We start from the raw sequence: 22,566 nt of genomic DNA, 5'->3' as shown, positions 1-22,566 counted from the left end.
ACACGTGTCGAAATCTACAGCAGAACTGGTCATCGAACGCTTCTATGCCTCGCTTGACCAGGAGGTCGAAACCTCATTAACCCCGGAACAGAAGCACGGAATTGAGCAGGCGCTGATCCATACCAATCTGGCGACGCGCCACCGGCTCGATTTTCGCCATAGCTTCCCGTTCCTCCACCGCCGCTATTTCGTGGTGTTTCTCTTTGGCCGGGATCTGCGCAAGGTATCGCGCGAAAGCACTCTGGTTGGGCGCATCTTCACTACACTTTTCATTACCCTCGGGGTGTTGTTCTGCCTGCTGTCGGTTATGCTGGCACTCTATATGCTGAAATCGGCACTGGGCATCGACGTATTCACCAATTTCCACGTCGGGATCTGGACGTGGTTTATGGATCTTCATGACAAAATGACAAGGTGAAATGAAATGCCGATGTCGTCTCTGCGTAAAGCGCCTTTGTTTCGTGCCCTGCTGCTGGCGGGCTTGCTGACGTCAGGCCCTGCGGGTGCTGTCACCACGGTAGTTACACCTCTGGCCTTCGACGGCCTGTTGACCAATCCTGGCATGGGCGTTGCCAGTTTTCATGACGGATATGGTCAAAAACCTACTCTTGCGCAGTATCCCGACACCGGCTTTGAATACGAGCGTTTTTACTGGAGCGAACTGGAGCCACAGGAAGGGGTTTATAATTTCGCCCTCATCGACAACGCTTTCGCCGTTGCCGCCAGACACCAGCCGGCGATGAACGTCGGTCTGCGCTTTATGGCGCTTGATGAACCGCAAACCGGGTCGAAAATCCCCACCTGGCTGATTGCCAAAGGCATTAAAGGACAGTGGGTTGAGAACGGTAAAACCTTCGTGCCGGATCTCAGCGACCCCACCTTCATCGCCTACGCGCAGAAACTGATCGGCACCATGGGCAAACGCTACGACGGAAACCCGGAGCTGGCGTTTATCGATATCGGCATGGTCGGTTCGTGGGGGGAATGGCATAACTCCAATTTTCCTGACGTGCCGAAATTAATGGATAAATACACCCCCGCACAGCTCAATCGTTATGTCGATATGCACTTTGATAGCTTCCCGAAAACCCCGAAAGTGATGCTCATTAGCGGGGGTGACTCGCTGGCATGGGCCAGCCGCCGGGGTGCTGGCTGGCGCGCGGACTGCTGGGGCGACTGGCGTAATTTCTCAACCGAGTGGAGCCATATGCGCGATGACTACCCGCAGCGTCTGGCTGCCGCGCAGGCCGCCGAGCCGGGCTTTAACGACAGCTGGAAACGAGCGCCGGTTAGCCTTGAAATTTGCGGCTATATGACCGAATGGCAAACCGTGCAGCACTATACCCGTGCTGAGGTCCAGGCGACCGTCGACTGGGCGTTGCAGCAGCACGCCAGCACGCTGAATATCAAATCGCGACCGATCCCCACGGAATATCGCGACATTGTTGATAAGGCCTTACTGCGCATTGGCTATCGCTACCGGGTGAATAAGTTGACGTTTGACACCCCGCTTCAGGCCGGGCAACCGCTGACGCTGACCGTTAACTGGCGTAATGACGGCGTTGCGCCGGCTTATCTTGCTTATCCGGTGCAGTGGCGGGTGGTTAATGCCGCAGGTGCAACTGTTCTGAAGCAGAAAACGCAGGATGATATTCGCCGCTGGTTACCGGGCGATATTCAAAGCCGCGTGGTGCTGGCGCTGCCTGCCACCCTGCCCGCTGGCAACTATTCACTGCAAACGGCAATCACCAATGCCCAGGGCACACCGCGAGTCCAGCTTGCCAACAAAGGGAAAACCACCGATGGCTGGTATCAGATGGCGACTTTTGCTATCAGGTAAGCCTTTAGAAACATTCTCAGGATAAACGTTCGTAGTTTACCTGTTCCTGATAACCGTTGCGTATCTCGCCTGCGACATAAGGTTGGGGTTTACCAAACAGATATCCTTGTGCGAAATCGCAGCCCAGCGCCTGAAGACTCTCCAGCTGTTCCTGCGTTTCAACACCTTCGGCAATAGCCTTCATATTCAGTGACTTCGCCATACCCGTGATCAGTTTGATGATGTTAATGGCGTCTTCCTGGGTGGAAAGCGTATGGACAAAAGATTTGTCTATCTTGATCTTATCAAAGGCAATTCGACTCAGTCGCGAAAGTGAAGAGTATCCCGTACCAAAATCATCGATAGATATTTTCACGCCCAGGGATCTGAGCTTGCTGAGAGTATTCATCGGCGTTGTGCTCTCCGTAAAGAGAGAGGACTCAGTCACTTCCAGCTCCAGACGTTCATTCGGAAGCCCAGTGTCTTTCAGGATGGACAACACCACGCCGGCAAAGGCTTTGCTGCTGAGCTGAACAGGCGAGACATTGACTGAAATTTTCGCCGGAACCGCCCAGGTCGCGGCTTCCCGACAGGCCATTTCGAGCACCGATTTACCCATCTCATTGATCATGCCTGTTTTTTCTGCAACCGGAATAAAGCTATCCGGTGACAGGATCCCCTTCAGTGGATGTATCCAGCGGATAAGGGCTTCATAGCTGTAAATTTCCCGGCTGAATGAATCAACAATAGGCTGATAGTAAACCACGAACTCTTTGTTCACGATTGCCGTGGCCATATCATGTTCGAGGGTTCTGCTTTCTTGCAGTTTGTCTAACATGCGCTGGCGGAAGACTTTTATCTTGCCTGAACCTTCATTTTTGGCTTCATAAAGCGCCAGATCGGCAAATTTATACAGGAAGTCAGAGCGGCGTTCAGTGTCTGAAATAACAATGCCCACACAGGTGGTGATATTAATAATGGTGTTATAAATCGTGTACGGCTGGTTGATAAATTCACAGATTTTTTGCGCACGGGAAACCGCCTGGCTTTCTGTCAGGCCACTCGAAAGAAACGCAAACTCATCCCCACCTAAGCGGTAAAGCGTATCTGAAGCAAGGCTCATCGACTCCAGACGGTGGGAGATCTGGCGTAATAAAATATCACCAGCATCGTGCCCGTACGTATCGTTGACCTCTTTGAATCGATCTAAATCAAACAACATGACGACCACAGACTGATTATCTTTTTTCGCCACTTCGATGGTTTTAGTTAAGTTTTCCCAGAAGAAATGGCGGTTATTCATCTCGGTGAGAGAGTCGTGATAGACGTCATACTCCAGTTTGGTGTTCTGGATTTGTAGTTTTTCTTTCGATTTCTGCAGCTCTTCGGCCAGGCTTTTTACCTGAAGATGCGCCTTCAGAATATTTCTGTTTTGATAGAATATCAGCACGCCTAATATCGCACTGAGTATTATTAGCAGTACTGAGGTCGCTGAATAAATATAGTACAGCGTTTGAATGTTGTGGTTCGCATTATTAATCGAGTTAACATCTTTATCTAATGCACCCGATGAGAGGCGGCTTAGCGGCGAATCAAGCTCATGCATGACTTTCAGGTACTCTTTGATGTCTGAACGGTTCATTTTCTCAAGATGAACATCCAGATATTCAAGCGTACTTTGCAGTTGTAAAGCCAGTTCATGATGGGCTTTATTGCTGTCTATATAATGCCCTAAATCGCCGCCTTTCATTAAATCACTCTGGCTGAGCATAATGTCGAGACGCAGGCGTACTTCATCGAGGTCCATAGTATCCACAAAAGTGTAAAGACCAAGCCATGATTCAAAGCGATAATATTCTGACACCAGCTGGGCAGCAGACCATGAGTCGGTGTAACGACTTAGCTTCTGTAACTCTTGTTGCCTTTCATGCACAAGGAAAGAAATATACCCTGTGGATATAAAAAGGGAAAAGATGATGCCAGCCAGTATTCTGTTCATGATGCTCCTCTGAACTCTTACTCAATACTCATACGGCTGACCTGCCATGCTGATCGTGAATAATAGATCTGATTATTCAGCTCAGGCAAACTGTCATAGGGATACACAATGAAGAACGGACCTTTATCACGGACACGCATATATTCCCCGTTGATTTTGAAAGCAAGGATCACATTGTAATTCTTGAAATCACTGAGAGGGATAACGGTAGTATAGTCATTGAGCGCGGTGACCTTAACAACAGTCCCTTTCGCCCCGACATAATCCATGAGCTTTTGCATGGAAATACCCGTAAAATTCGTACGCCCATTATACCAGGGAGAAGTGGTCTGGAAGCTGACCACGCCCAGTTTTTCAAGAGTAGCGATATCAAAAACGGCTTTGCCGTTTTCATTGGTGTTTTCTATTTTACCGGAAATGGTTAAAAGGACTTTACCGGTAGGTTTGGTAAGTTCACCAGCCCAAACCTGAGTGCCGACTACCAGGCTTAACAACATGACAATTAAACGCATTCTAACCTCACCTATCTACCGGATGTTAAAGGATTATAATTTAGATATCATGCCTTTAGTATATGCTGCCTGGCTAATCTTGTTGCAATAAGTTCAACAACATTTTAACTTAGTAGAATCAATGGGTTAGTCCGTGTCATTTTTTTAATATTGATTAATAAATGTCGGCACTGTTATTTAATGTACGATTAATCCTATGGTTTCTGTACAAAAAACAAGCCACCAGTTTAGGTAGTACAATGAAGGCACATAAACATAAAGGTTTATTTATCCAGCGCCAGGGAAACATTTCTGTTTGCTGGGCCAGAGTGTGAGTCGTAGGCGACAGATGCCAGAAGGATCGTTGAACCCGCGCTCCATAACCGTTTCACGCAGTTTCGCTCGTCCGCCCCTGTAGTCCATGCTCGTTGCTGATTCAATCACCGAACCTAACTTATTAAATGATTGAGCTTTTCTGATTTTCAGCAAAATTTGAAACACGGACACTAAAAATAATTCTTATTTTTGCATCCGTTTTATCGACTCATTCGTATTAGTAGATGAGGGCACCTAAGCCCGCTATGAAACGTAATGAGGGAAGTCCAAATGAAAAAATTCATGCCAGCCATGCTAATTTCTGCACTTGTCTTAAGCACAGTCTCTCAGGCAGCAATGACGGACAGTCACACCGTCATGGTAGGTGGTGCAGCCATGTACCCCTCTAAAAATATTGTTCAGAACGCGATAAATTCCAAAGACCACACCACTCTGGTTGCTGCTGTCAAAGCTGCCGGGCTGGTACCTACTCTGGAAAGTAAGGGGCCATTCACCGTTTTTGCGCCAACAAATACCTCTTTCGAAAAACTTCCTCCGGGCACCGTCGACTCTTTGCTTAAACCTGAAAATAAACAAAAACTCATCAGCGTCCTTACATACCACGTTGTTGCAGGAAAGCTGGATATGAAAACACTTGAACAAAAAATTAAAGCGGGTGGCGGTAAGGCTGAACTGAAAACCGTGAATGGTGGGTCTCTGTGGGTTATGGCGAATGGACCTCATAATATTCAAATTAAGGATGCTCGCGGCAATGTAGCCAATATAATCACCTATGATGTTAACCAGAGTAACGGTGTCATAGACGTAATCGATACCGTCCTCATGCCGTAAAGAATTGCCTATACTGTGTGTAGCCACGGAATTGTGGCTACACCTTTAAAAAGGAATCTGATGACCACGAACGTACCATTAGTTCATGCAGGAATAATGAATCAAATCGCAGGCGGCGATAAAGATGCCCTGGCTCAGCTATACCGAATTTTGTCCCCCAAACTGCTGGGTATTATTTTCCGTCTGGTCAGACGCCGGGACTGGGCTGAAGAGATCCTGCACGATACTTTCATCCAAATCTGGCAATCTGCCATTCATTACGATGAGCAAAGAAGTGATCCGCAAATTTGGTTAAGTCATATAGCAAGGAATCGCGCAATTGATTTTCTCAGGCAGCGAGAGCTTCGTTGTTGCTCTGTTGAAGAGATAATCGAGTCCGAAGCCGGTTTTACAGGATTAAATCAGGCCACTGATATGCATGAAGATGCGCTTCGATTACAGAAATGCATTGAGCATTTACCCTCTGAGCAACGGCAAAGTATCGCTCTGGCATACTATCGGGGTATGTCGCAAAAAGAGATCGCGTTATCTTTGGATCAGCCTGAAGGTACGGTTAAAAGTTGGATCCGTCGTGCATTGACTCATCTCAGGGAATGTATTGGCCTATGAATTTACAGGATAAAGATCCCCTCACTGCTGCATACTATGTGCTGGGCATAACGGATGCTCTGACCCGACAGCGACTCGATAAACGCCTTGGCGAGGACCGGGAATTCGCTCAGGAAGTGTTGCGCTGGCAAAAAGCATTCAGTATTGCTGACGTAACGACTCAGGATGTCATTCCGTCAGCTTCTGTCTGGACGAAAATTGCGCGTGACCTGGACCGTAATGATTTTGCGACTAAAAGATCGTCACCTCATCTGCGCCCGATACATTGGGCAGGATGGGCTATCGCTGCAACATTGGCTGGCGTAATTATTTTCGCTAACGTGATAAAACCTGAGGCTACTCGTGAAACTTTCCCGATTGCCATTCTTAATGGAATACAATCGAACACTCAGTTTGTGGTGAGTATGGACAGCTCAAGAACAATCATTCAGGTCTCTTCTCTGGGTGTAACATTGCCACAAAACAAAAGCCTGCAACTATGGATGATTAAAGGCAACTCCCTGCCCCGCTCACTGGGTATTATCAACCATAGCAATAATAATACGTTCAGGCTTCTCCCCGATAAGTTTGATAATCAGACTGTACTGGCTATTAGTCTTGAGCCTGTTGGTGGTTCTCAGCAAGCAGGCCCGTCAGGCCCTGTAATTTTTCAGGGGAAAGTTATCAAATTCTAAAAACGTTCAGCTTAATGAATAATGTATTAGTCTGATTTCAATAACATTCTTTAAAGGTTCTCAGTGACTAACCCTGCATATCAAAGCCGGATTTATGAAAATCCCGATAAACGTCCGGGTTGGTAAAGGCCGGGAACCGGGCTTTCTGCGCAGCTGATTTTACGGCCTCGCAATAGGCTTTATTGCCGTTGCTGGTTGATATGTTTAACGCCGTACCATCCTCGGCAAATTCCAGATGCAGCCTGCATTTCTTCCCTTTCCAGCGTTGTGGATCTGCAATTTTGGCATTGACTGCGTCTCTGATTGCCCGGGCTTGCGCGCCCCATTGATCGTTGTCATCCCAGCGGCCAGAGCCGCAACTACCCGTTGCCGTGGTTTTATGGCATCCGGACGGATGTAACGGCGCACACCCTGCAGCCAGGCTGGCCACAACGGCCAGCATCACGATTGTCTTCACCCTTTTACTCGCTCTCAGCCTTTTCATTCCCTTTCCCTTATTACTGCGTTATCGCCGCGTTGAAGCAATCTTCATTTACCGTCAGGCTGGCAATTTTATGCACCGGACCGCACATGCTGACCTGAAAATCATGGCCGAAGCTAATCTGCAGCTGCCCACCAGGCATATTAACGTTGACCCAATCGTTTACGCGGCCCAGTTTACGCATCACACTGGCCGCCGCGCAGCTGCTGCTACCTGATGCGGTCGTGAATCCGGCCCCTCTCTCCCAGATACCAATGCGCAGAGTTCCGCGGTCAACAACTTCAACGAATTGCACATTCGTGCGTCTGGGGAACAGTGGATGGTTTTCAATCTGTGGGCCTAACCGGTGCACCTGTGCCAAATCCAGCTTATCGACGGGCACGACACAGTGGGGATTACCCATAGAAACCAGCGACACTGACAGGGTTTCATCTTTTAGTTTCAGGGGATAATTCAGCGCTTCGGGCAGTTCCAGTAAGGCCGGCAATGCCGCCGGATTAAAATTCGCCCGGCCCATTTCAACAGTAATCTGATGCGGATCGTCATGCACGGTGCAACGGACGTCCCCACCTGCGGTATGCACCAGAAACGGCTGATGCCCCACCCGGCCGATATCAAAAAGGTAACGTGCGTAAATTCGCAAACCATTACCGCTTTTTTCAGCTTCAGAACCGTCAGGATTAATGATCCTCAGTGTAGGGTGAATCTGATCGCCACTGTCGATAAGCAGACCGTCAGAACCGATGCCATAGTGGCGATGGCACAGGATTTGAATCTGTTCATTGGTCAGTTGGTCGGCGATATCACGATGGCAAACCAGGTAGTCATTACCGAGGCCATGATATTTATGCAAAAGAAGTGGCGTCATAGGATTAGTCGAATAGCAGCGGATACGTTAACTTCATAATACAACAAGTTATTTATCTACAAATAAAAATTCAGCTTAAGGACTCAAATAAAGCTGGCAACATAAAGCACCTGCCAGACAGGTGCTTTAATGACGTACTTGTCATTACTCAAATTCGATTAAGCAGTATATTCAACATGCGCCGTAGTGGTTCCGCAGCCCCCCACAAGAGTTGGTCCCCAACGGTCAGAACAGAATAGACAGGCTCATTGTTCAATGCCATTTTTTTATAACGCCCTATACCTACCTTCAGCGAACCACTGATCGAGGCGGGGGTCAGCTGACTGATACTCGCTTCCTTATTATTGGGTACGTAATTCACCCAGGGATGCGAATGGGATACCCGTTCTGCAAATTCGGCTTCACTGACTTCACGTTTGAGCTTGAGGGTGATCGCCGCGCTGTGACAACGAATAACGCCTACCCGAATGCACAAACCGTTTACCGGGATCGTCCCCTGACGAAGACCCAGAATTTTGTTTGTCTCTGCTTCGCCTTTCCATTCTTCCCTACTGTTCCCATCGCCTAAGTCGCTATCAATCCAGGGAATGATACTCCCCATTAATGGCGCGCCAAAGTTCTCGACTGGCATGTCAGCGCTGTTAATAAGTTCACTCACCTTATTGACCAAAGGGAGCACTGAGCCTGGATTTTCCAGTTCAGCATCAGACAAGTGTCGGCTGATGTAGGCACTTTGCGCAATTAACTCCCGCACATACTTAGCACCCGCACCAGAGGCTGACTGATAGGTCATTACACTCATCCACTCAATCAAATCAGCCTTTATTAAACCAGCAAGCCCCATCAGACTTAATGTAATTGAACAATTACCTCCGACAAACAGCTTAATACCCTCTTTGACAGCACGATCTATATTTGCCCGATTAACAGGGTCAAGAATAATACAGGCTCTTTCATCCATTCGAAGCGCTGAAGCTGCATCTATCCAGTATCCATCCCAGCCATGTTCAAGCAATGTGGAATAAATTAATTTTGTGTAATCCCCTCCCTGGCAAGTAATGATGATATCCATTTCGGCAAGAGCAGCGATAGAATACGCATCTTTCAGTATAGAGTTCTCGCCAGAGATAACAGGGCCGGGTTTTCCTGAACTGGATGTACTAAAAAAATGGGCAGAAATATGATTAAAATCATTTTCCTCCACCATGCGTTGCAACAATACGGAACCGACCATCCCTCTCCAGCCAACAATCCCCACCTGCTTCATAGCGTTAACCTTTTTGATGTTATGAAAATACCGGTAATAAGAACTAAACAGACGTTAACGAAAGTACGGAAATCATCTGCTCTAAAGAGAATCATGCTTAATGATTTTTGCGTAGATCGCGCCTGTTAGTGACAGGTCGACTAACACGGAAAAGGCATACGTAGACACCGACATCCCGACATTATTCGCAGGGATCACCAGACAAATTACTGCTGACAGCATCGCCCCTAGAAGAACCAGTCCTGCCCTGCAGAAAGACCACCGCGAGAAGAAAACAGTACTTCTGTTTTTTTCTGTCATCGCCTGTAAGACCATCCCCTGGCCCAGACCGGAAATAATGATCCCCGGCACCAGTGAACTCAGGCTGGCCGCGCCATGCGAAGCCAGGAGTAAAAACAGCATCCCGGCGCTACTGATCAGGAATCCCAGATAAATACGGGTTAGTACGGATTTTCTCTGGAACACGGCCCAGCACGCCCCCAGATTGCCACCTGCGAAAGCGATAAGCAGAAGAACAGTTAGTGCGACAGCAGAAAGAAAACGTGTGTGAACAGAAATAATCTGTAAAAGGATAATCTGGCCCACCAGCCCGCTGAACAAAAACAGGCCAGCAGTAAATCGAACCTTTTCTGTCGTTGAAGGGGTTTCAGTTAATGTTGTCATTGTCACGACATGCCTCACTCATACGTTAACAGGAAAATAAAATTCATCCTGACCGGGGTATGAATGAAGCATATCGCTTATATAATAGGGCATTCAAAGTCACAATTTTCACTCATGGATGAATGCAACTCATCATGAAATTATCACGCTTACCCCCTCTTGGTGCGTTACGCACTTTTCACGCGGTTGCCGGTTGCCTGAGCTTCAAGGGTGCGGCGAGTCAACTTAGCGTCAGCGCCACCGCCGTCAGCCACCAGATCCGCCTGCTCGAGTCAGTGCTGGAATGCCGCGTGTTCGAACGCAGCGCGCAGGGCGTCAGATTGACCGAAGCCGGTCAGTTACTCTATGCCGGGACACAAAGCGCGTTTACATCGCTGGAAGATGCCGTCAAAAAGATTGATCAGGCCAGACAATCCCCGGCACTGACGGTCACCACCACCTCGAATTTCCTGACGAACTGGCTGGTGCCGCGCCTTGCTGATTTTAATGCGCAGTTTCCGCATATTGATGTGCATTTGCATACCAGCGTGGAGCTGATCGACCTGAAAAAGCGCACCGTTGACGTGGCTATCCGTTATCAGGAAGCGCCGGAAAGTGATTTGCACAGCACGCTGCTCTGGGAAGATCGATTCATTGTTGTTGCCAGCCCCAATCTGAATTTAAAAAATGCCGATGATCTAAACCACGTGATGCTGCTGCATGTCGAAAACCGCCATGTTCCCGCCGAATCCCCTGACTGGGAGCACTGGAAGCGGCGGTATGGGCCGGACACGCTGAACACAAACAGAGGCGTGCGTTTCAGCGAGGAAACGCACGCCTTGCAGGCGGCCGTTGCCGGGAGCGGTGCTGTTATCGCCAGCAAATTGCTGGTCGCAGATTTGATTCAACGGGGCGTACTGGTTGCCCCTTTTGACGATTCTCTGCCTGGCGCGAATTATTATCTGGTTACGCTGGAAGAGTCTGTCGAGCGGGCTGAAATTGTCGCCCTGCGGGAATGGATCCTAAAAATGCTGGCGCTTTAAACCGCGCCATCTTTAGCAAGGGCCCTCACAAGGTAGCATTCATCTCGTCAGCCAGCAGGTGCAGTTGCGCTTTTAGCCAGTTCGTCACGCCTCGCTTACCGCTGCGTTTATGTGAATAAATCTTCACTTCAAACGGGCTGATTGCGAACGGCAGAGGGAAAATCCGGATATCCGTTGCCGGAACGAGCTTCTCAGCGGCATATCGCGGAATTGCCATCAGCAGATCGCTCTGGGCAACAATAAAAGGTGCGCTGAGCATAGACGGCGTTTTGATCGCAATTTGCCGTGTGTACCCCATCTGCTCGAGCTGCAGATCCAGAACACCCTGCTTCTCATTCCAGGGCGTTACTACCAGATGACGGGCGGCGAGATAATCCTCCAGCGTAAGCTGCGTCCGGCTGGTATTACTAATGACGACATACTCATCTTCAAACCAGCTGATCTCATCCAGTTCCGGGTGACGGATGTCATCCGACGTGCTGAACCCAAGCGCCAGATCCACTTCCCCTGCCAGCAGTTCCGTCAGTGCCGGGCTATGCGGTAAATAGCGTAACTCCAGGCGCAAACCTGGTGCCTCATGCTGCAATTTGTGCATCAGCGCCGGGAAAATACAAAACGCGGTGAAATCGGTAATCGCAATCTGCAAAGACTCCGTGCTCACAGAGGCTTCAAATTCCGGCTGTGGCGTCAGCTCGTGATTGAGGAATTTCAGTGTCGATGCAATCACAAGCGCAAGCTGGGTGGCATACACACTGGGGCACATGCGATGGCCTTCCCGATAAAATAACGGATCGTTGAGGGTGATACGCAAACGCGACAGTGCATGGCTCAGCGCCGATGTGCTCATCGCCAGTTCATCCGCCGCCAGGCGCACAGAGCTGTGGCGGTATATCGCGTCAAAAACAGGAAGAAGGTTTAAATCAAGACGCCTCAGCGTTGGATGCATGATATTCATCATTTGTTGATTTCATTGCACTTAATTCTTCTGAAGATAACCCTTATGCTTAGCGCCATCAACAAAATGCAGAACAAACAGGAAAACTCATGAGCATCACAATTCGTCAGGCCCGCCCGGAAGATGCAACCGCAATTTACGATATGATTTACGAGCTGGCGGTGTACGAAAAAGCCCCGCAGGAGGTTGTCACCACGCCAGACGAGATCCGGGAAACGCTTTTCGCCGCAGGCAGTAAAACCGAAGCGTTGATTGCCGAGAGTGAAGGTAAAGCCGTGGGATACGCCGTTTTCTTCACCAGCTATTCAACATGGCTGGGTCGTAACGGTATCTATATGGAAGATTTGTATGTTTCACCGGATTATCGTGGCCAGGGTGCGGGAATAGCCTTACTGAAAAATATTGCGCAATGCGCAGTGCAGCGCCAGTGCGGCCGCCTTGAATGGAGTGTTCTGGACTGGAACCAGCCAGCCATTGATTTCTATCTGAGCATCGGCGCATTACCGCAGTCTGAATGGGTGCGCTATCGCCTTGATGGTGAAGCGCTGATCAAATTTGCCGGGTAAAGACATCCCCTGCTGTTTCGCGCCATTCGCAGCAAGGTGATGAGCCGCAGCTTCCCCCATACCACTTGATGCTCCGGTGATTACAATCACTTTATCTTTGATGTTATCTGTCATTTTTTTCTCCGGCTGATGGAAAGGTTCGTGTGAGCTTAACCTTGCGTATCCTGACTGTTATTACAGCCGGAAACGGGTAATGCAGATAATGCTGGCAGGGTGGGATTAATACGATAATACGTATAAATTGCTAACAAACATTAGTACAACTAATTAATCTTCGAGAGAGTAACGATGTGGCGTGACCCGCTATGAAAATGGCGTAATCAGCCCGTCCATCCCCTCGCTATTCTTTTTATAATCACCTGCAGTTATTGCAGGGAATGCCTTGCACCAGCGAATGTTGATGGAGATCCAATGGTACGTAATCAGACTTTTTTCCTGAATATTGGATGGCGGGCTTTGCTGAAAGATTTAGGTGTCAGGCAGGAGCATGTACTGCGCCGTGCCGAACTCCCTGAAGATTTACTTTCACGCACGAATGAAGGGTTACCCACTGAAGCCTATTTCCGTTTCTGGCAGGGCCTTGAAGATGAAGTGGAAGATGTTTTATTTCCGCTGAAACTCGTTGGGCTTGTTTCAACAGAATCATTTGATCCCCCACTTTTTGCTGCGCTGTGCAGCGCCAGTCTGGCTCAGGCGGTGCAACGGCTGGCAAAATATAAGCAGTTAATGATGCCGATGAGTCTGGAAATTGCAGTTAATCCCCGGGGAGAGATGACGATTTCACCGCGCTGGTTACTGGCTCAGGATCAGGTTCCCCGCTCCCTGCAAGTGGCGGAACTGGCGTTTTATATCCGACTGATGCAACTCGCCACCCGCGAGCCGGTTAACGCGCTTCGTGTAACATTACCTGAACTGCCACCGCCCTCTTATGCACGTCAATTCAGCGCCTTCTTTGGTGTTCCGGTAACGCAGGGCCAATACCCGAGCATCACATTTTCGTCAACCGATGTCCTGCGCCCCTTTTTGACCGTTAACGAAGGGATGTGGCGTGTCTTCGAACCTGAACTCCGGCGCAGACTCAGTGAGCTGGATGCTACAGCAACCACCCGCGAACGCGTAAGTGCAGTGCTGCTGGAACTGATACCCGGCGGTACCGCCAGCATTGATAAGGTTGCGCTAAGGCTGGGGATGAGCCGCCGAACGCTACAACGCCGTCTTGAGCTTGAAGGCGAAAGCTTTCGCACGCTCATTAACCACACCCGGGAAAAACTGGCGCGGCACTATCTGGAGAACTCGTCCTTCTCCAGCGGAGAAATCGCTTTCTTACTGGGCTTTGAGGAACCAAACTCGTTTTATCGCGCTTTCCATGAGTGGACGGGACAGACACCGGACGCAGCCCGCCGAGCCACATCTCTTTAAGATCAGTTCCGGAACAGCAACTCCATTCCCCTCTTCGTTACGTCAGACATGGAACAGCCCCGGACAGCAACTGGCGTATTTCACATGCTGTCTGGCGCGTTTCGCGAGTTACCCGGCGAGTATTGCTATTCATAATCCGTCCACAAATCTGAATAACGGAGACGTACCAATGAAAGCGACTGATGCTATTGACAAGCTTAACCCCGGGAAATGGGCAGAAACCTCCCCCATGCAACGTTTACAGGTGCTGGAAGAAGTTCGCAGAAATCTGAAGAAGTATGGTGATGAACTGGCCGTCGCCGACAGCAAGATGAAGAATGGCATCCTCGGCGCACCTCTCTTTTCAGAACCATTGTCAAAAGTTGCGACCGTCGTACCGATGGCGAGTACCGTTTCAGCTGCCATTACCCTCTATGAATCACTGCTGGACGGCAAGATGCTTCAGCCTGCCAGAATCGAGAAGGCTGGTGATAATCTCTACGACATTTACGTCTTTCCGCAAGAACGAAAGGACAAGTTGATGTATGCGGATCAGAAGAACCGCATTCGTGTAAAAGGTGAACTGAAACAGACCAGTCCTCTGGATAAGCCTGCCGGTATTATTGCCGTGCTGGGCGCAGGCAACTACAGCTCAGCGCTCGAGGTATTAAAGGCTATCTTCTTCGAGAACTGCGCAGTAGTGCATAAGCCACACCACCTGAATGAAGAGACCGACAGGATCTGGGCGAAAATCATGCAACCGTTGGTTGAGCTACGTGTACTGAGCTTCTGTGACGCCGATCAGGGGCAGGCTCTGACTGCCGACCCCCGTCTGACCCGGATTTACTTCACGGGCGGAAGCGCGACAGCCGAAGCCATTATGTCGGCCACAAACACACCGCTTGTCTCCGAATGCGGCGGGAACAACCCCTGCATCATCGTGCCCGGCGATCGTCCGTGGACGAAAAAGGAAATCGAGCACCAGGCCGTGCAGATAGCCACCATGGCAAAACTCAATGGTGGCGCTAACTGCGGTCGCCCTCAGACTCTGGTAACGAGCAAACACTGGCCGCAGCGTAAGGAATTCCTTGATGCGATGCGTGTCGCGGTGACGCAGACCACCCCGGCCATGGGGATGTATTACCCGGGTGCCGACAAGGTCGTTGAGGGTTTTCACTAGGCCTACCCTGATGCAGAAGTCCTGAGATCCGAGGGTGGAAAGTACCCGCATTCCGATGTGCTGTTTATCACAGGGGCTGAGCCTGGCAGTTATGCCACGTCACATGAAGCGTTCAGTCTGGTGCTCAATGAGGTACCACTTGATTTGCCAGCCAATGCCGCAGGCTTTCTCCCTGGGGCAGTTGAGTTCGCCAACACGCAGCTGCTGGGCACGCTCGCCAGTGCCATTCTTATTGATGAGGACACCAAAAAGGCCCACCAGGCATTACTCGAACAGGCTGTGACCGACCTGGACTATGGTGCGGTCGCCATCAACGGAATGCCCTCCTTCATTTTCCTTAATCCCTACCTCACCTGGGGCGGCAATGAGGTGGGCAAAACCTTTGTCTCCGGCCAGGGCAACTTCGGCAATCTGCTCAATTACGAAAACGTTGAAAAGTCGATCATGGAGGCTAAGTTCATGTCGCCAGGACACCTGCTGTATACAAACAAACAGGCGTTCGACAACATGGCCCGCAACATGGCGACGTTCGCCGTCGAGCCCACCTGGATGAATCTGACCTGCCTGATGGGTCAAGCCATCCGTGACAGCTTCCGTAAGAAAGATTTTTAAGCTGAAGCGCCTCTCATATATGGGCACGCAGCATGTGCCCGTTAGTCCGTATTTGCGTGGTTACTCAGAGGCTTTAGCACGTAATGCAGCCTGTGCACCACAGGCCGCGCAAATTTCACTGGTAATGATAGAGCCATTCCTGGCATCGATTGAGTACAGATCGAGCAGATAACTAAAAATGCCTGCCAACGAAGTGACGATTCAACCTGACGTTGCATGAGGGGATCGGGTTTGATACAACCAATAAATCATTACTCAAAATCACCTACACTGATGAATTCAATTCACACTTTCCAGGTGCCATTTCAGGGTGAAACCCTTCACGGTGAAAGCACATTTGGTAGCAAAGGACATGTCCTGATGCTTCATGGAGGCGGCAAAGATCGGACCGTTTTCTATAAATACCGCGATGTTCTGGACTCTCTGGGCCTTGGAACAACGATATTTGATTTTATAGGTCATGGTGAAACAGGGGGAGACATTCACAAATCTTCTCTTTTTAATCGCACGATGCAAGCAGAGGCAGTGATTGCTTCCCAGCGGCTGGTGCTTACAGGCTGTGTGGGCGTCAGTATGGGAGCATATAATGCACTTCAGCTAAGCAAAGCGATGCCGCTACAGTCTCTCGTCCTCATGGTGCCCGGTGTTTACTCAACCGCTGCCTATAAGATTAAATTTGGTCCTGATTTTTCTGCAATCATACGCAAACCCCGGAGTTGGGAGCAGACTGATGCATGGGATATTACTGCTGCACTTAACGGAAATTTATTGGTTATTGCTGCCGAAATTGATGCAATCATCCCCTCAGAAATACCAGAAAAACTGCTGTCTTCTGCATCACGCTGTAGCCAAAAACAACTCCTGATCGTTCCTGAAGCTGGACATAATAATATTTGGGAAAATCTAATGCTCTCACCTGTGCTATACGAAAACGTACGCTCGGCCTTTAAGCATTGCTTATCTCATTGAATAGTGCAGGCTTGACAGGCAGCGTCGTTTACTAAGCTGGCAAGCGGAGGACACAAACGGCCTGCTACATTTCAAGTGCGGCAAGAATGTCGGCTTCCATTTTCTCCGGGGTGGTATACGGCGCAAAACGCTTGAGCGGTTTACCGTCACGCCCAACCAGGAACTTAGTGAAGTTCCACTTGATCCGCCCCCCCAGCACGCCGGGTAATTCGTTTTTCAGATAACGAAACACCGGGTGAGCGGCGCTTCCGTTGACCTCTACTTTCGCGAACATCGGGAAGCTCACCCCGTAATTGACGTGACAGATCCGCGCGATGTCGTCGGCATCACCGGGCTCCTGTTTGCCAAACTGGTTGCAGGGGAAACCCAGCACCACCAGCCCCTGGGCGGCATATTTTTTGTAGAGCGTTTCAAGGCCTGCATATTGCGGCGTGAAGCCACACTGGCTGGCAGTATTAACCACCAGAACCACCTTGCCCGCGTAGTCGGCCATTGGGATCTGCTGGCCACGAAGGCTGATGGCTGAAAATTGATGAAAAGTAGTCATATCGGGCTCCTTAAAGCAGAACCCGTTCAAAATCGACATGGCAACATTGTGCGTTGCTGTCAGAGCAGGTCTGAAAATGTATGTGATACATCTTTGCAAAGTCGAACGAAAAGAACAACAAACCCTTGGTCTAAGCCCTGAACGCGCCCTGTGGTCAGGAGATAGCTATCCCTCTCGCCCTCAGGCTGCGTTTGCTTGAACTGATTGCATCCAGAAGGCGGAGGCGGCTTTCACAGAGATGCGCAGCGAGTAACTCTGCTGCTTTTTCAGTCTCCTGCGAGCGAAGCGCTGCAATGATTTCGCGATGTTCTTCCCAGGCGGGGTTTGACGGTGCTTTGTCGAGCCATCGTGCCCGCGAAAGCCGGCGCAGTGAATCGCTTATCCCTTCGATGATAAACGTATTCTGACAAAGACGAGCCAGTTGTAGATGGAATTGTGTTCCGGCATCGTCCATCATCTCTTCAGATGCATCATCACTCTCCGTTTTGAGCAGGTTTTCCAGAAGATCGAGTTGATCATGCGTAATCTGGCTGGCTGAACGTTTTAATGCAGCTACTTCCAGCACTTCCCGGTAAATACACAGCTGTTCAACTTCAACTACATCGATGGGCGCCACCAGCCAGCGTAGCCCATCACGACACACCAGCCCCTCTGTTTCAAGTTTTTGTAATGCAGCCCGAACCGGTGTCCGGGACGCGTTAAACATCGCTTCAGCCCAACGCTCCGTCAGACGCTCTCCCGGGCCCAGCTCCATGCTGAGTATCAGTTTTCTTAATTGGTTTTCAACCTCTGATGCCTGGCTCATGACGGCAATGTTCTCCTGGAAATTGACAGTAAATTACGCAATCGCTATGGTATACCAGTTTGGTATACCAAGAAAGAGTGTTCTCATGACCCAATTCTATAACAGCTTTTGGCAGCGAAACCTGATCGTTTGCTTCATTGGCTCGTTCTCAACCGTCTTCGCAATGACCCTGATGCTGCCGTTCCTGCCCCTGTATGTCGAAGACCTGGGTGTTAGCGGGCACGCAGCTGTTGTGCAGTGGTCGGGTGTGGCATTCAGCGCAACGTTTATTACCGCCGGGTTGGTCGCCCCTGTCTGGGGTAGACTCGGTGACAGGTATGGACGCAAATCGATGCTCGTGAGAGCAAGCCTGGGAATGGCGGTGACGGTTTCGCTGATGGGGATGGTGACAAACATCTGGCAACTTGTTGGTCTGAGATTACTCGTTGGCCTGGCTGGCGGCTACTCTTCTGGCGCGACAATCCTTATCGCCGTCCAGGCTCCCAGAGAGCGTGCCGCCTGGGCGCTGGGGATTGTTTCGTCCGGCGTCATGGCCGGCAACCTTGTTGGCCCACTTGCCGGTGGGTGGCTGCCAGGTCTGATCGGTATTCGATCCACATTTTTCTGTGCGGGCGCGTTGATATTTCTGGCCTTTATCATGACCCTAACGCTCATCCGCGAAGAGAGGCAAAAATCCGCTTATAGCGCGGCAAAAACGCAAGTGAGCTGGTCGCAGCTACCGGCCCGTTCGGTGATTGTCTGTATGCTTTGCGCCGGCATGTTGCTGATGCTGGCCAATATGTCGATAGAACCCATTATTACGGTCTATGTGCGTACCCTTGTCAGTGACGCTTCTCAGATAACGCAAGTGGCGGGCTACGTGATGGCTGCCGCGGCTCTGGGCAGCATCATTTCTGCCTCCTGGCTTGGGAAGCTGGCCGACAGGATAGGACATTTGCGCATTATCACGCTGGCGCTGACTGCTGCCGGCTTATTGCTAATCCCTCAGGCATTTGTCACCTCGGGCTGGCAGCTTATTGCGCTGCGGTTCCTTATGGGGCTGGCGCTGGGTGGATTACTGCCCTGCATTGCGGCGGTGATACGTCATCGCGTACCCGAAGGAATGGTGGGAGGCATTCTCGGTTATTCCGTAGCCGCACAGTTCGCAGGCCAGTTCATCGGGCCACTGACAGGCGGCGTGATCGGTGGCCATATCGGAATGTGGGCCGTGTTTCTGGCAACCAGCTGCATCCTGCTACTGGGCGCGTTCTGGAATTTCAAAATACATCGCACGTCAGTTACACGCTGATCACTGCATTCCCCCTCACCTGTATATTTCGGAGATCATATGACGACTCAACTCAATAATATCGATAAAAAAAGCGCCCTGCTGGTAATGGATTTTCAGACCATCATCCTCAACAACTTCCTCCCGCAAGAGCGCGCCAGAGACGTTATTCGTCACACCGCATCACTGATCGCCTCCGCGCGCGCCACAGGCGTGCCGGTGATCTATGTCAGTGTTGAGTTTCGCAAGGGATACCCCGAAGTCAGCCAAAACAACACTATTTTCTCGTCGATTAAAAATAATGGGATTTTTATGACCGGAAGTGAAGGCACGGCCATTCATGCTGGTGTCGCTCCGGCTGAAAATGAGGTAGTCATTGTGAAACGCCGGGTGGGTGCATTCTCATTTACCGAACTTGAGATGGTGCTTCGTGCGCAGGACATCGATACCTTGATCCTGGCGGGTGTCACTACCAGTGGCGTGGTGCTTTCTACGGTCGGGCAGGCTTTTGACCTGGATTACCGCCTGATGGTTGCGAGTGATTGCTGTGCCGATCCGGATCATGACACGCATTTATTTTTACTCGAAAAAATCCTGCCGCAACACGCCATTGTGACCCGTTCATCTGAAATATCAGATTGTTGGATATAATAAAGCTGGGTGTCCAACACCGTAATCGTCAGTAAGGTGCGGTATGACTGAAGGCCAGAACGACTGATATTAACGAGAAGCTGGCCATCTAAAATTTATCCAGAAAAACGCTTAAATAAATCCAACTATTCTGCTAAGGAATAATCGCTCACAAAATAGGTCCACTCCGGCTAAGCGGCAGTTTTTGAACTATGTTTAACACCAGTCAGAATAATACGTGTTGCAGTGTCATTATGGCCGGAGCAGCAGCTATCTCATTCCGGAAGCATTTGAAAACCATAACCTCACTCAGAAGTGTGTCAACATTGCGTGGGTGAGAGCAATATCCGGAGAATAACGTGTTCGGTAAATTTTTATTAAACTACATGCCAGGTTTACAGAATTTATTAGCCTACGATAAGGGCTGGCTAAAACATGATGTTAAAGCCGGGTTATCTGTTGCGGCTGTCGCACTACCGGTTGCAATTGCTTACGCTGAGTTGGCGGGCGTTGGGGCAATTGTAGGCCTGTATTCCTGTGTTTTACCGATGATAGCTTATGCACTGTTTGGTTCTTCACGTCAGCTGATTGTCGGCCCTGATGCAACAACCTGCGCTGTGATTGCGGCCGTGGTGTTTCCCCTTTCAGCAGGCAATCCTGAACTGCACTGGCAACTGACGATCATCATGACATTGATGATGGGCGGCTGGTGTCTGCTTGCCAGTAAATTTCGCCTCGGTGCCCTTGCCGATCTGCTTTCTCATCCCATTCTCACTGGTTTGCTTAATGGCGTAGCCGTGACGATTATTGTCGGGCAATTAGGTAAGGTTTTGGGGATCAAGCTTGATGAGGCGCAGGTTATTGAGAAAATAATTGCCCTGCCTGGCCAAATTGCAGACAGCCATCTATTAACCATAGGGTTATCGCTTTTAACGCTAGTTATTTTAATAGTTATCAAAACGTATCGCAGCAACTGGCCTGCACCGTTGATTGCCATTGCGATAACAACGGCGCTGGTGTGGGGAACATCTGCTCAACATTATGGGATTGCCACTATTGGAGGTGAAGGTTTCCAGCCTGGTTTACCCGTCGTTAACTGGGCGGCCTTCCAGCCAGGTCCGATGCGTGATTTAGTGATCCCGGCGCTTAACCTGGCGTTGGTCAGCTTTGTCAGTCTGATGCTGACCGCCCGCAGCTTTGCCGCGAAAAATGGCTATGACATTAATGCTGATGCTGAGTTCAGGGCTCTGGGCATTGCGAATATCATGTCTGGATTATCTCAGGGGTTTGCTATCAGTGGAGCCGATTCCCGAACCGCAGTGAATGATTCAACGGGGGGAAAAAGTCAGCTGGTTTCCGTGGTCGCCGCCCTGCTCATCGGTATCGTGGTGGTATTTTTCACTCAGCCATTACAGTTTATTCCGGTTTCTGCATTAGGTATCGTTCTAATGTATGCGTCGTGGTCATTGATTGATTTACGTGGGCTATGGAACCTGAGGCGAAGAAATAAACAGGCATTTCGCCTGGCCTTCTTCACGTTTGGCTGTGTGTTAATTATCGGCGTTATTCAGGGGATCGGCCTTGCGGTATTGCTTGGCCTGTTACAGTTCCTGCGAACAGTCTTCCGCCCCTCTGAGCACTTACTGGGAACTGACGAAAATGGAATGATTCACTCATTGGGTAATACAACCGATATTAAAATGGTCCCGGGCGTACTGATGTATCGATTCAACTCCCCGTTGACCTATTTTAATGTGGCTTATTTTAAACGTCGGGTATTGAACTTAGTTGATGGTGCAGCATTGCAACCGAAATGGGTGGTTATTGATGCCGTTGCCTGCTTCACCTATTCAGATATCAGTGTGCTGGCCACCATTAATGAGTTAAAGCGTGACCTGAAAAGTCGACAAATTAAGCTAATCCTTGCGGGCCGAAAAACGGAACTAACACGCTGGTTTAAAGAAAGTCGTCCAACAATGAATGATGATGACATGCTTCTGGCACCAGACCTCTATCTGGCACTCCGGTTCATTCAAAGCAAAGAGAGTGCAAGTGAGGGTGAATCAGACGGTGATGTACCATCCCAGTGACACAATTCTTGAAAGGAGGCCAATAGTGCTGATCTACAACGTTTTTGGACGACATATAGGGGTCAAGCGTGAAGATGGTCGCTGGCTGGTATTCCGCGCAGACCTGACGGAACGAAAATTCTCCCGGCTTTACGACATTGCTATTCCAGACAATATGACGGAAGACGAGATACCGGGCTGGCTGGGCGATATTTTCCATGAAGCAGCAACTGAGCGTCATCCTGATGTGAAACGTATAGAATAGGAATCTGTCAGATACACGTTCCTCGCTACACCAGGGTTTAGCATTAGTCCATCAATGTTCGTTTCTGGCACATAGCAGAAAAGCTCGTGACGCTGAAGGTCCGCTATGAGCGAGGAGCGGACGTTGTACAATCGTAAATGCAAGTCATACAGCTTTAAAATGTCAAAGTGATCTTTTCCATCTATGAACCTCACAATCCAGCATCCTTCTAGACCCTCCCTTTCTTTTTGCGATCTATCTTCA

The 22,566-nt window shown here is 49.7% G+C and carries 24 protein-coding genes and 1 pseudogene; 15 read left to right on the top strand and 10 right to left on the bottom strand.

Annotated features, from left to right (window positions below; all coding sequences use genetic code 11):
- Positions 1-4: 4 nt before the first annotated feature.
- Positions 5-418 carry a hypothetical protein gene (locus N1249_RS10515; protein ID WP_259837552.1) on the top strand — a complete coding sequence of 138 codons (414 nt, stop codon included), beginning with the start codon at positions 5-7 and terminating at the stop codon, positions 416-418.
- 6 nt (positions 419-424) lie between these two features.
- On the top strand, positions 425-1,840 hold the full coding sequence (locus tag N1249_RS10510; protein ID WP_259837550.1) for a DUF4832 domain-containing protein: 1,416 nt from the start codon (positions 425-427) through the stop codon (positions 1,838-1,840).
- A gap of 16 nt (positions 1,841-1,856) precedes the next feature.
- Here the strand turns inward: N1249_RS10510 and N1249_RS10505 are convergent, their stop codons facing one another.
- Both N1249_RS10505 and N1249_RS10500 read right to left on the bottom strand, forming a co-directional pair.
- Positions 1,857-3,818 (bottom strand): bifunctional diguanylate cyclase/phosphodiesterase, encoded by a 1,962-nt coding sequence (locus tag N1249_RS10505; RefSeq protein ID WP_259837547.1) that lies wholly within the window; start codon positions 3,816-3,818, stop codon positions 1,857-1,859.
- A 17-nt stretch (positions 3,819-3,835) separates the two neighbouring features.
- A complete protein-coding gene (locus N1249_RS10500; protein WP_259837545.1) occupies positions 3,836-4,330 on the bottom strand; it encodes a molybdopterin-dependent oxidoreductase in 495 nt (164 codons plus the stop codon).
- Positions 4,331-4,915: 585 nt separating this feature from the next.
- On the opposite strand from N1249_RS10500, the gene N1249_RS10495 reads away from it, so the two are divergent.
- The 3 genes from N1249_RS10495 to N1249_RS10485 are packed head-to-tail and all read left to right on the top strand — an operon-like array spanning position 4,916 to position 6,759.
- Positions 4,916-5,476 carry a fasciclin domain-containing protein gene (locus N1249_RS10495; RefSeq protein WP_259837543.1) on the top strand — a complete coding sequence of 187 codons (561 nt, stop codon included), beginning with the start codon at positions 4,916-4,918 and terminating at the stop codon, positions 5,474-5,476.
- Between the two features lie 60 nt (positions 5,477-5,536).
- Positions 5,537-6,085, top strand: a complete 549-nt coding sequence (locus N1249_RS10490; RefSeq protein ID WP_259837541.1) for an RNA polymerase sigma factor — start codon at positions 5,537-5,539, stop codon at positions 6,083-6,085.
- Positions 6,082-6,759 (top strand): anti-sigma factor domain-containing protein, encoded by a 678-nt coding sequence (locus N1249_RS10485; RefSeq protein WP_259837539.1) that lies wholly within the window; start codon positions 6,082-6,084, stop codon positions 6,757-6,759. The genes N1249_RS10490 and N1249_RS10485 overlap by 4 nt, the downstream gene beginning before the upstream one ends.
- 67 nt (positions 6,760-6,826) lie before the next feature.
- On the opposite strand, the gene N1249_RS10480 is transcribed toward N1249_RS10485, so the two are convergent.
- From N1249_RS10480 to N1249_RS10465, 4 genes are all read right to left on the bottom strand, one after another.
- Complete coding sequence (locus N1249_RS10480; protein ID WP_259837537.1) at positions 6,827-7,243, bottom strand: cell envelope integrity TolA C-terminal domain-containing protein; 417 nt, start codon at positions 7,241-7,243, stop codon at positions 6,827-6,829.
- A 13-nt stretch (positions 7,244-7,256) separates the two neighbouring features.
- Positions 7,257-8,108: a diaminopimelate epimerase gene (gene dapF / locus N1249_RS10475; protein ID WP_259837535.1), complete on the bottom strand. Its 852-nt coding sequence runs from the start codon at positions 8,106-8,108 to the stop codon at positions 7,257-7,259.
- A 148-nt stretch (positions 8,109-8,256) separates the two neighbouring features.
- Positions 8,257-9,375 (bottom strand): aspartate-semialdehyde dehydrogenase, encoded by a 1,119-nt coding sequence (gene asd / locus N1249_RS10470; RefSeq protein ID WP_259837530.1) that lies wholly within the window; start codon positions 9,373-9,375, stop codon positions 8,257-8,259.
- Positions 9,376-9,456: 81 nt separating this feature from the next.
- Positions 9,457-10,038, bottom strand: coding sequence for a hypothetical protein (locus tag N1249_RS10465; protein ID WP_259837528.1), 582 nt, complete (start codon positions 10,036-10,038; stop codon positions 9,457-9,459).
- A 134-nt stretch (positions 10,039-10,172) separates the two neighbouring features.
- On the opposite strand from N1249_RS10465, the gene N1249_RS10460 reads away from it, so the two are divergent.
- Positions 10,173-11,060, top strand: coding sequence for a LysR substrate-binding domain-containing protein (locus N1249_RS10460; protein WP_259837526.1), 888 nt, complete (start codon positions 10,173-10,175; stop codon positions 11,058-11,060).
- Positions 11,061-11,085: 25 nt separating this feature from the next.
- Here the strand turns inward: N1249_RS10460 and N1249_RS10455 are convergent, their stop codons facing one another.
- Positions 11,086-12,018: a LysR family transcriptional regulator gene (locus N1249_RS10455; RefSeq protein ID WP_259837524.1), complete on the bottom strand. Its 933-nt coding sequence runs from the start codon at positions 12,016-12,018 to the stop codon at positions 11,086-11,088.
- 86 nt (positions 12,019-12,104) lie between these two features.
- Here N1249_RS10455 and N1249_RS10450 point away from each other — a divergent pair, with 86 nt between their 5' ends.
- Complete coding sequence (locus N1249_RS10450) at positions 12,105-12,581, top strand: GNAT family N-acetyltransferase (protein WP_259837522.1); 477 nt, start codon at positions 12,105-12,107, stop codon at positions 12,579-12,581.
- 15 nt (positions 12,582-12,596) lie between these two features.
- On the opposite strand, the pseudogene N1249_RS10445 reads toward N1249_RS10450, so the two are convergent.
- A pseudogene (locus N1249_RS10445) lies at positions 12,597-12,695 on the bottom strand (oxidoreductase); the annotation flags it as partial.
- Between the two features lie 297 nt (positions 12,696-12,992).
- Between N1249_RS10445 and N1249_RS10440 the strand changes: the two are divergent.
- The 4 genes from N1249_RS10440 to N1249_RS10425 all read left to right on the top strand — a co-directional run bounded on the left by N1249_RS10440 (position 12,993) and on the right by N1249_RS10425 (position 16,740).
- Positions 12,993-14,000: an AraC family transcriptional regulator gene (locus N1249_RS10440; protein ID WP_259837520.1), complete on the top strand. Its 1,008-nt coding sequence runs from the start codon at positions 12,993-12,995 to the stop codon at positions 13,998-14,000.
- 169 nt (positions 14,001-14,169) lie between these two features.
- Entirely contained in the window at positions 14,170-15,159 is a 990-nt protein-coding gene (locus tag N1249_RS10435) for an aldehyde dehydrogenase family protein (RefSeq protein WP_259837518.1), read from the top strand.
- Positions 15,160-15,216: 57 nt separating this feature from the next.
- On the top strand, positions 15,217-15,771 hold the full coding sequence (locus N1249_RS10430) for a hypothetical protein (protein ID WP_259837516.1): 555 nt from the start codon (positions 15,217-15,219) through the stop codon (positions 15,769-15,771).
- Between the two features lie 231 nt (positions 15,772-16,002).
- Complete coding sequence (locus N1249_RS10425) at positions 16,003-16,740, top strand: alpha/beta fold hydrolase (RefSeq protein ID WP_259837514.1); 738 nt, start codon at positions 16,003-16,005, stop codon at positions 16,738-16,740.
- A 64-nt stretch (positions 16,741-16,804) separates the two neighbouring features.
- Here N1249_RS10425 and N1249_RS10420 read toward each other — a convergent pair whose 3' ends face one another.
- Both N1249_RS10420 and N1249_RS10415 read right to left on the bottom strand, forming a co-directional pair.
- Positions 16,805-17,287, bottom strand: coding sequence for a glutathione peroxidase (locus tag N1249_RS10420; protein ID WP_259837512.1), 483 nt, complete (start codon positions 17,285-17,287; stop codon positions 16,805-16,807).
- A 154-nt stretch (positions 17,288-17,441) separates the two neighbouring features.
- Positions 17,442-18,092 carry a GntR family transcriptional regulator gene (locus N1249_RS10415; RefSeq protein ID WP_259837510.1) on the bottom strand — a complete coding sequence of 217 codons (651 nt, stop codon included), beginning with the start codon at positions 18,090-18,092 and terminating at the stop codon, positions 17,442-17,444.
- Positions 18,093-18,177: 85 nt separating this feature from the next.
- Here N1249_RS10415 and N1249_RS10410 point away from each other — a divergent pair, with 85 nt between their 5' ends.
- From N1249_RS10410 to N1249_RS10395, 4 genes are all read left to right on the top strand, one after another.
- Entirely contained in the window at positions 18,178-19,380 is a 1,203-nt protein-coding gene (locus tag N1249_RS10410; RefSeq protein WP_259837508.1) for an MFS transporter, read from the top strand.
- Between the two features lie 39 nt (positions 19,381-19,419).
- Positions 19,420-20,010, top strand: coding sequence for a cysteine hydrolase family protein (locus tag N1249_RS10405; RefSeq protein WP_259837506.1), 591 nt, complete (start codon positions 19,420-19,422; stop codon positions 20,008-20,010).
- A 338-nt stretch (positions 20,011-20,348) separates the two neighbouring features.
- Positions 20,349-22,079, top strand: coding sequence for a SulP family inorganic anion transporter (locus tag N1249_RS10400; protein ID WP_259837504.1), 1,731 nt, complete (start codon positions 20,349-20,351; stop codon positions 22,077-22,079).
- A gap of 25 nt (positions 22,080-22,104) precedes the next feature.
- Positions 22,105-22,323, top strand: a complete 219-nt coding sequence (locus tag N1249_RS10395) for a hypothetical protein (RefSeq protein ID WP_259837501.1) — start codon at positions 22,105-22,107, stop codon at positions 22,321-22,323.
- The last annotated feature ends 243 nt before the right edge of the window (positions 22,324-22,566 follow it).

The sequence above is a fragment of the Enterobacter sp. CP102 genome, assembly GCF_025152625.1.
Classification (GTDB): domain Bacteria; phylum Pseudomonadota; class Gammaproteobacteria; order Enterobacterales; family Enterobacteriaceae; genus Enterobacter; species Enterobacter soli.
The sequence above is the reverse complement of the archived record's forward strand: the minus strand, read 5'-3'. Positions and strand labels throughout refer to the sequence as shown.

Coding starts and splice junctions, on each gene's coding strand:
- N1249_RS10485 (WP_259837539.1), top strand. CDS start 6,082: ATGAATTTACAGGATAAAGATCCCCTCACTGCTGCATACTATGTGCTG.
- N1249_RS10440 (WP_259837520.1), top strand. CDS start 12,993: ATGGTACGTAATCAGACTTTTTTCCTGAATATTGGATGGCGGGCTTTG.
- asd (WP_259837530.1), bottom strand. CDS start 9,375: ATGAAGCAGGTGGGGATTGTTGGCTGGAGAGGGATGGTCGGTTCCGTA.
- N1249_RS10505 (WP_259837547.1), bottom strand. CDS start 3,818: ATGAACAGAATACTGGCTGGCATCATCTTTTCCCTTTTTATATCCACA.
- N1249_RS10495 (WP_259837543.1), top strand. CDS start 4,916: ATGAAAAAATTCATGCCAGCCATGCTAATTTCTGCACTTGTCTTAAGC.
- N1249_RS10410 (WP_259837508.1), top strand. CDS start 18,178: ATGACCCAATTCTATAACAGCTTTTGGCAGCGAAACCTGATCGTTTGC.
- N1249_RS10450 (WP_259837522.1), top strand. CDS start 12,105: ATGAGCATCACAATTCGTCAGGCCCGCCCGGAAGATGCAACCGCAATT.
- dapF (WP_259837535.1), bottom strand. CDS start 8,108: ATGACGCCACTTCTTTTGCATAAATATCATGGCCTCGGTAATGACTAC.
- N1249_RS10510 (WP_259837550.1), top strand. CDS start 425: ATGCCGATGTCGTCTCTGCGTAAAGCGCCTTTGTTTCGTGCCCTGCTG.
- N1249_RS10500 (WP_259837545.1), bottom strand. CDS start 4,330: ATGCGTTTAATTGTCATGTTGTTAAGCCTGGTAGTCGGCACTCAGGTT.
- N1249_RS10460 (WP_259837526.1), top strand. CDS start 10,173: ATGAAATTATCACGCTTACCCCCTCTTGGTGCGTTACGCACTTTTCAC.
- N1249_RS10405 (WP_259837506.1), top strand. CDS start 19,420: ATGACGACTCAACTCAATAATATCGATAAAAAAAGCGCCCTGCTGGTA.
- N1249_RS10415 (WP_259837510.1), bottom strand. CDS start 18,092: ATGAGCCAGGCATCAGAGGTTGAAAACCAATTAAGAAAACTGATACTC.
- N1249_RS10455 (WP_259837524.1), bottom strand. CDS start 12,018: ATGATGAATATCATGCATCCAACGCTGAGGCGTCTTGATTTAAACCTT.
- N1249_RS10435 (WP_259837518.1), top strand. CDS start 14,170: ATGAAAGCGACTGATGCTATTGACAAGCTTAACCCCGGGAAATGGGCA.
- N1249_RS10465 (WP_259837528.1), bottom strand. CDS start 10,038: ATGACAACATTAACTGAAACCCCTTCAACGACAGAAAAGGTTCGATTT.
- N1249_RS10420 (WP_259837512.1), bottom strand. CDS start 17,287: ATGACTACTTTTCATCAATTTTCAGCCATCAGCCTTCGTGGCCAGCAG.
- N1249_RS10490 (WP_259837541.1), top strand. CDS start 5,537: ATGACCACGAACGTACCATTAGTTCATGCAGGAATAATGAATCAAATC.
- N1249_RS10480 (WP_259837537.1), bottom strand. CDS start 7,243: ATGAAAAGGCTGAGAGCGAGTAAAAGGGTGAAGACAATCGTGATGCTG.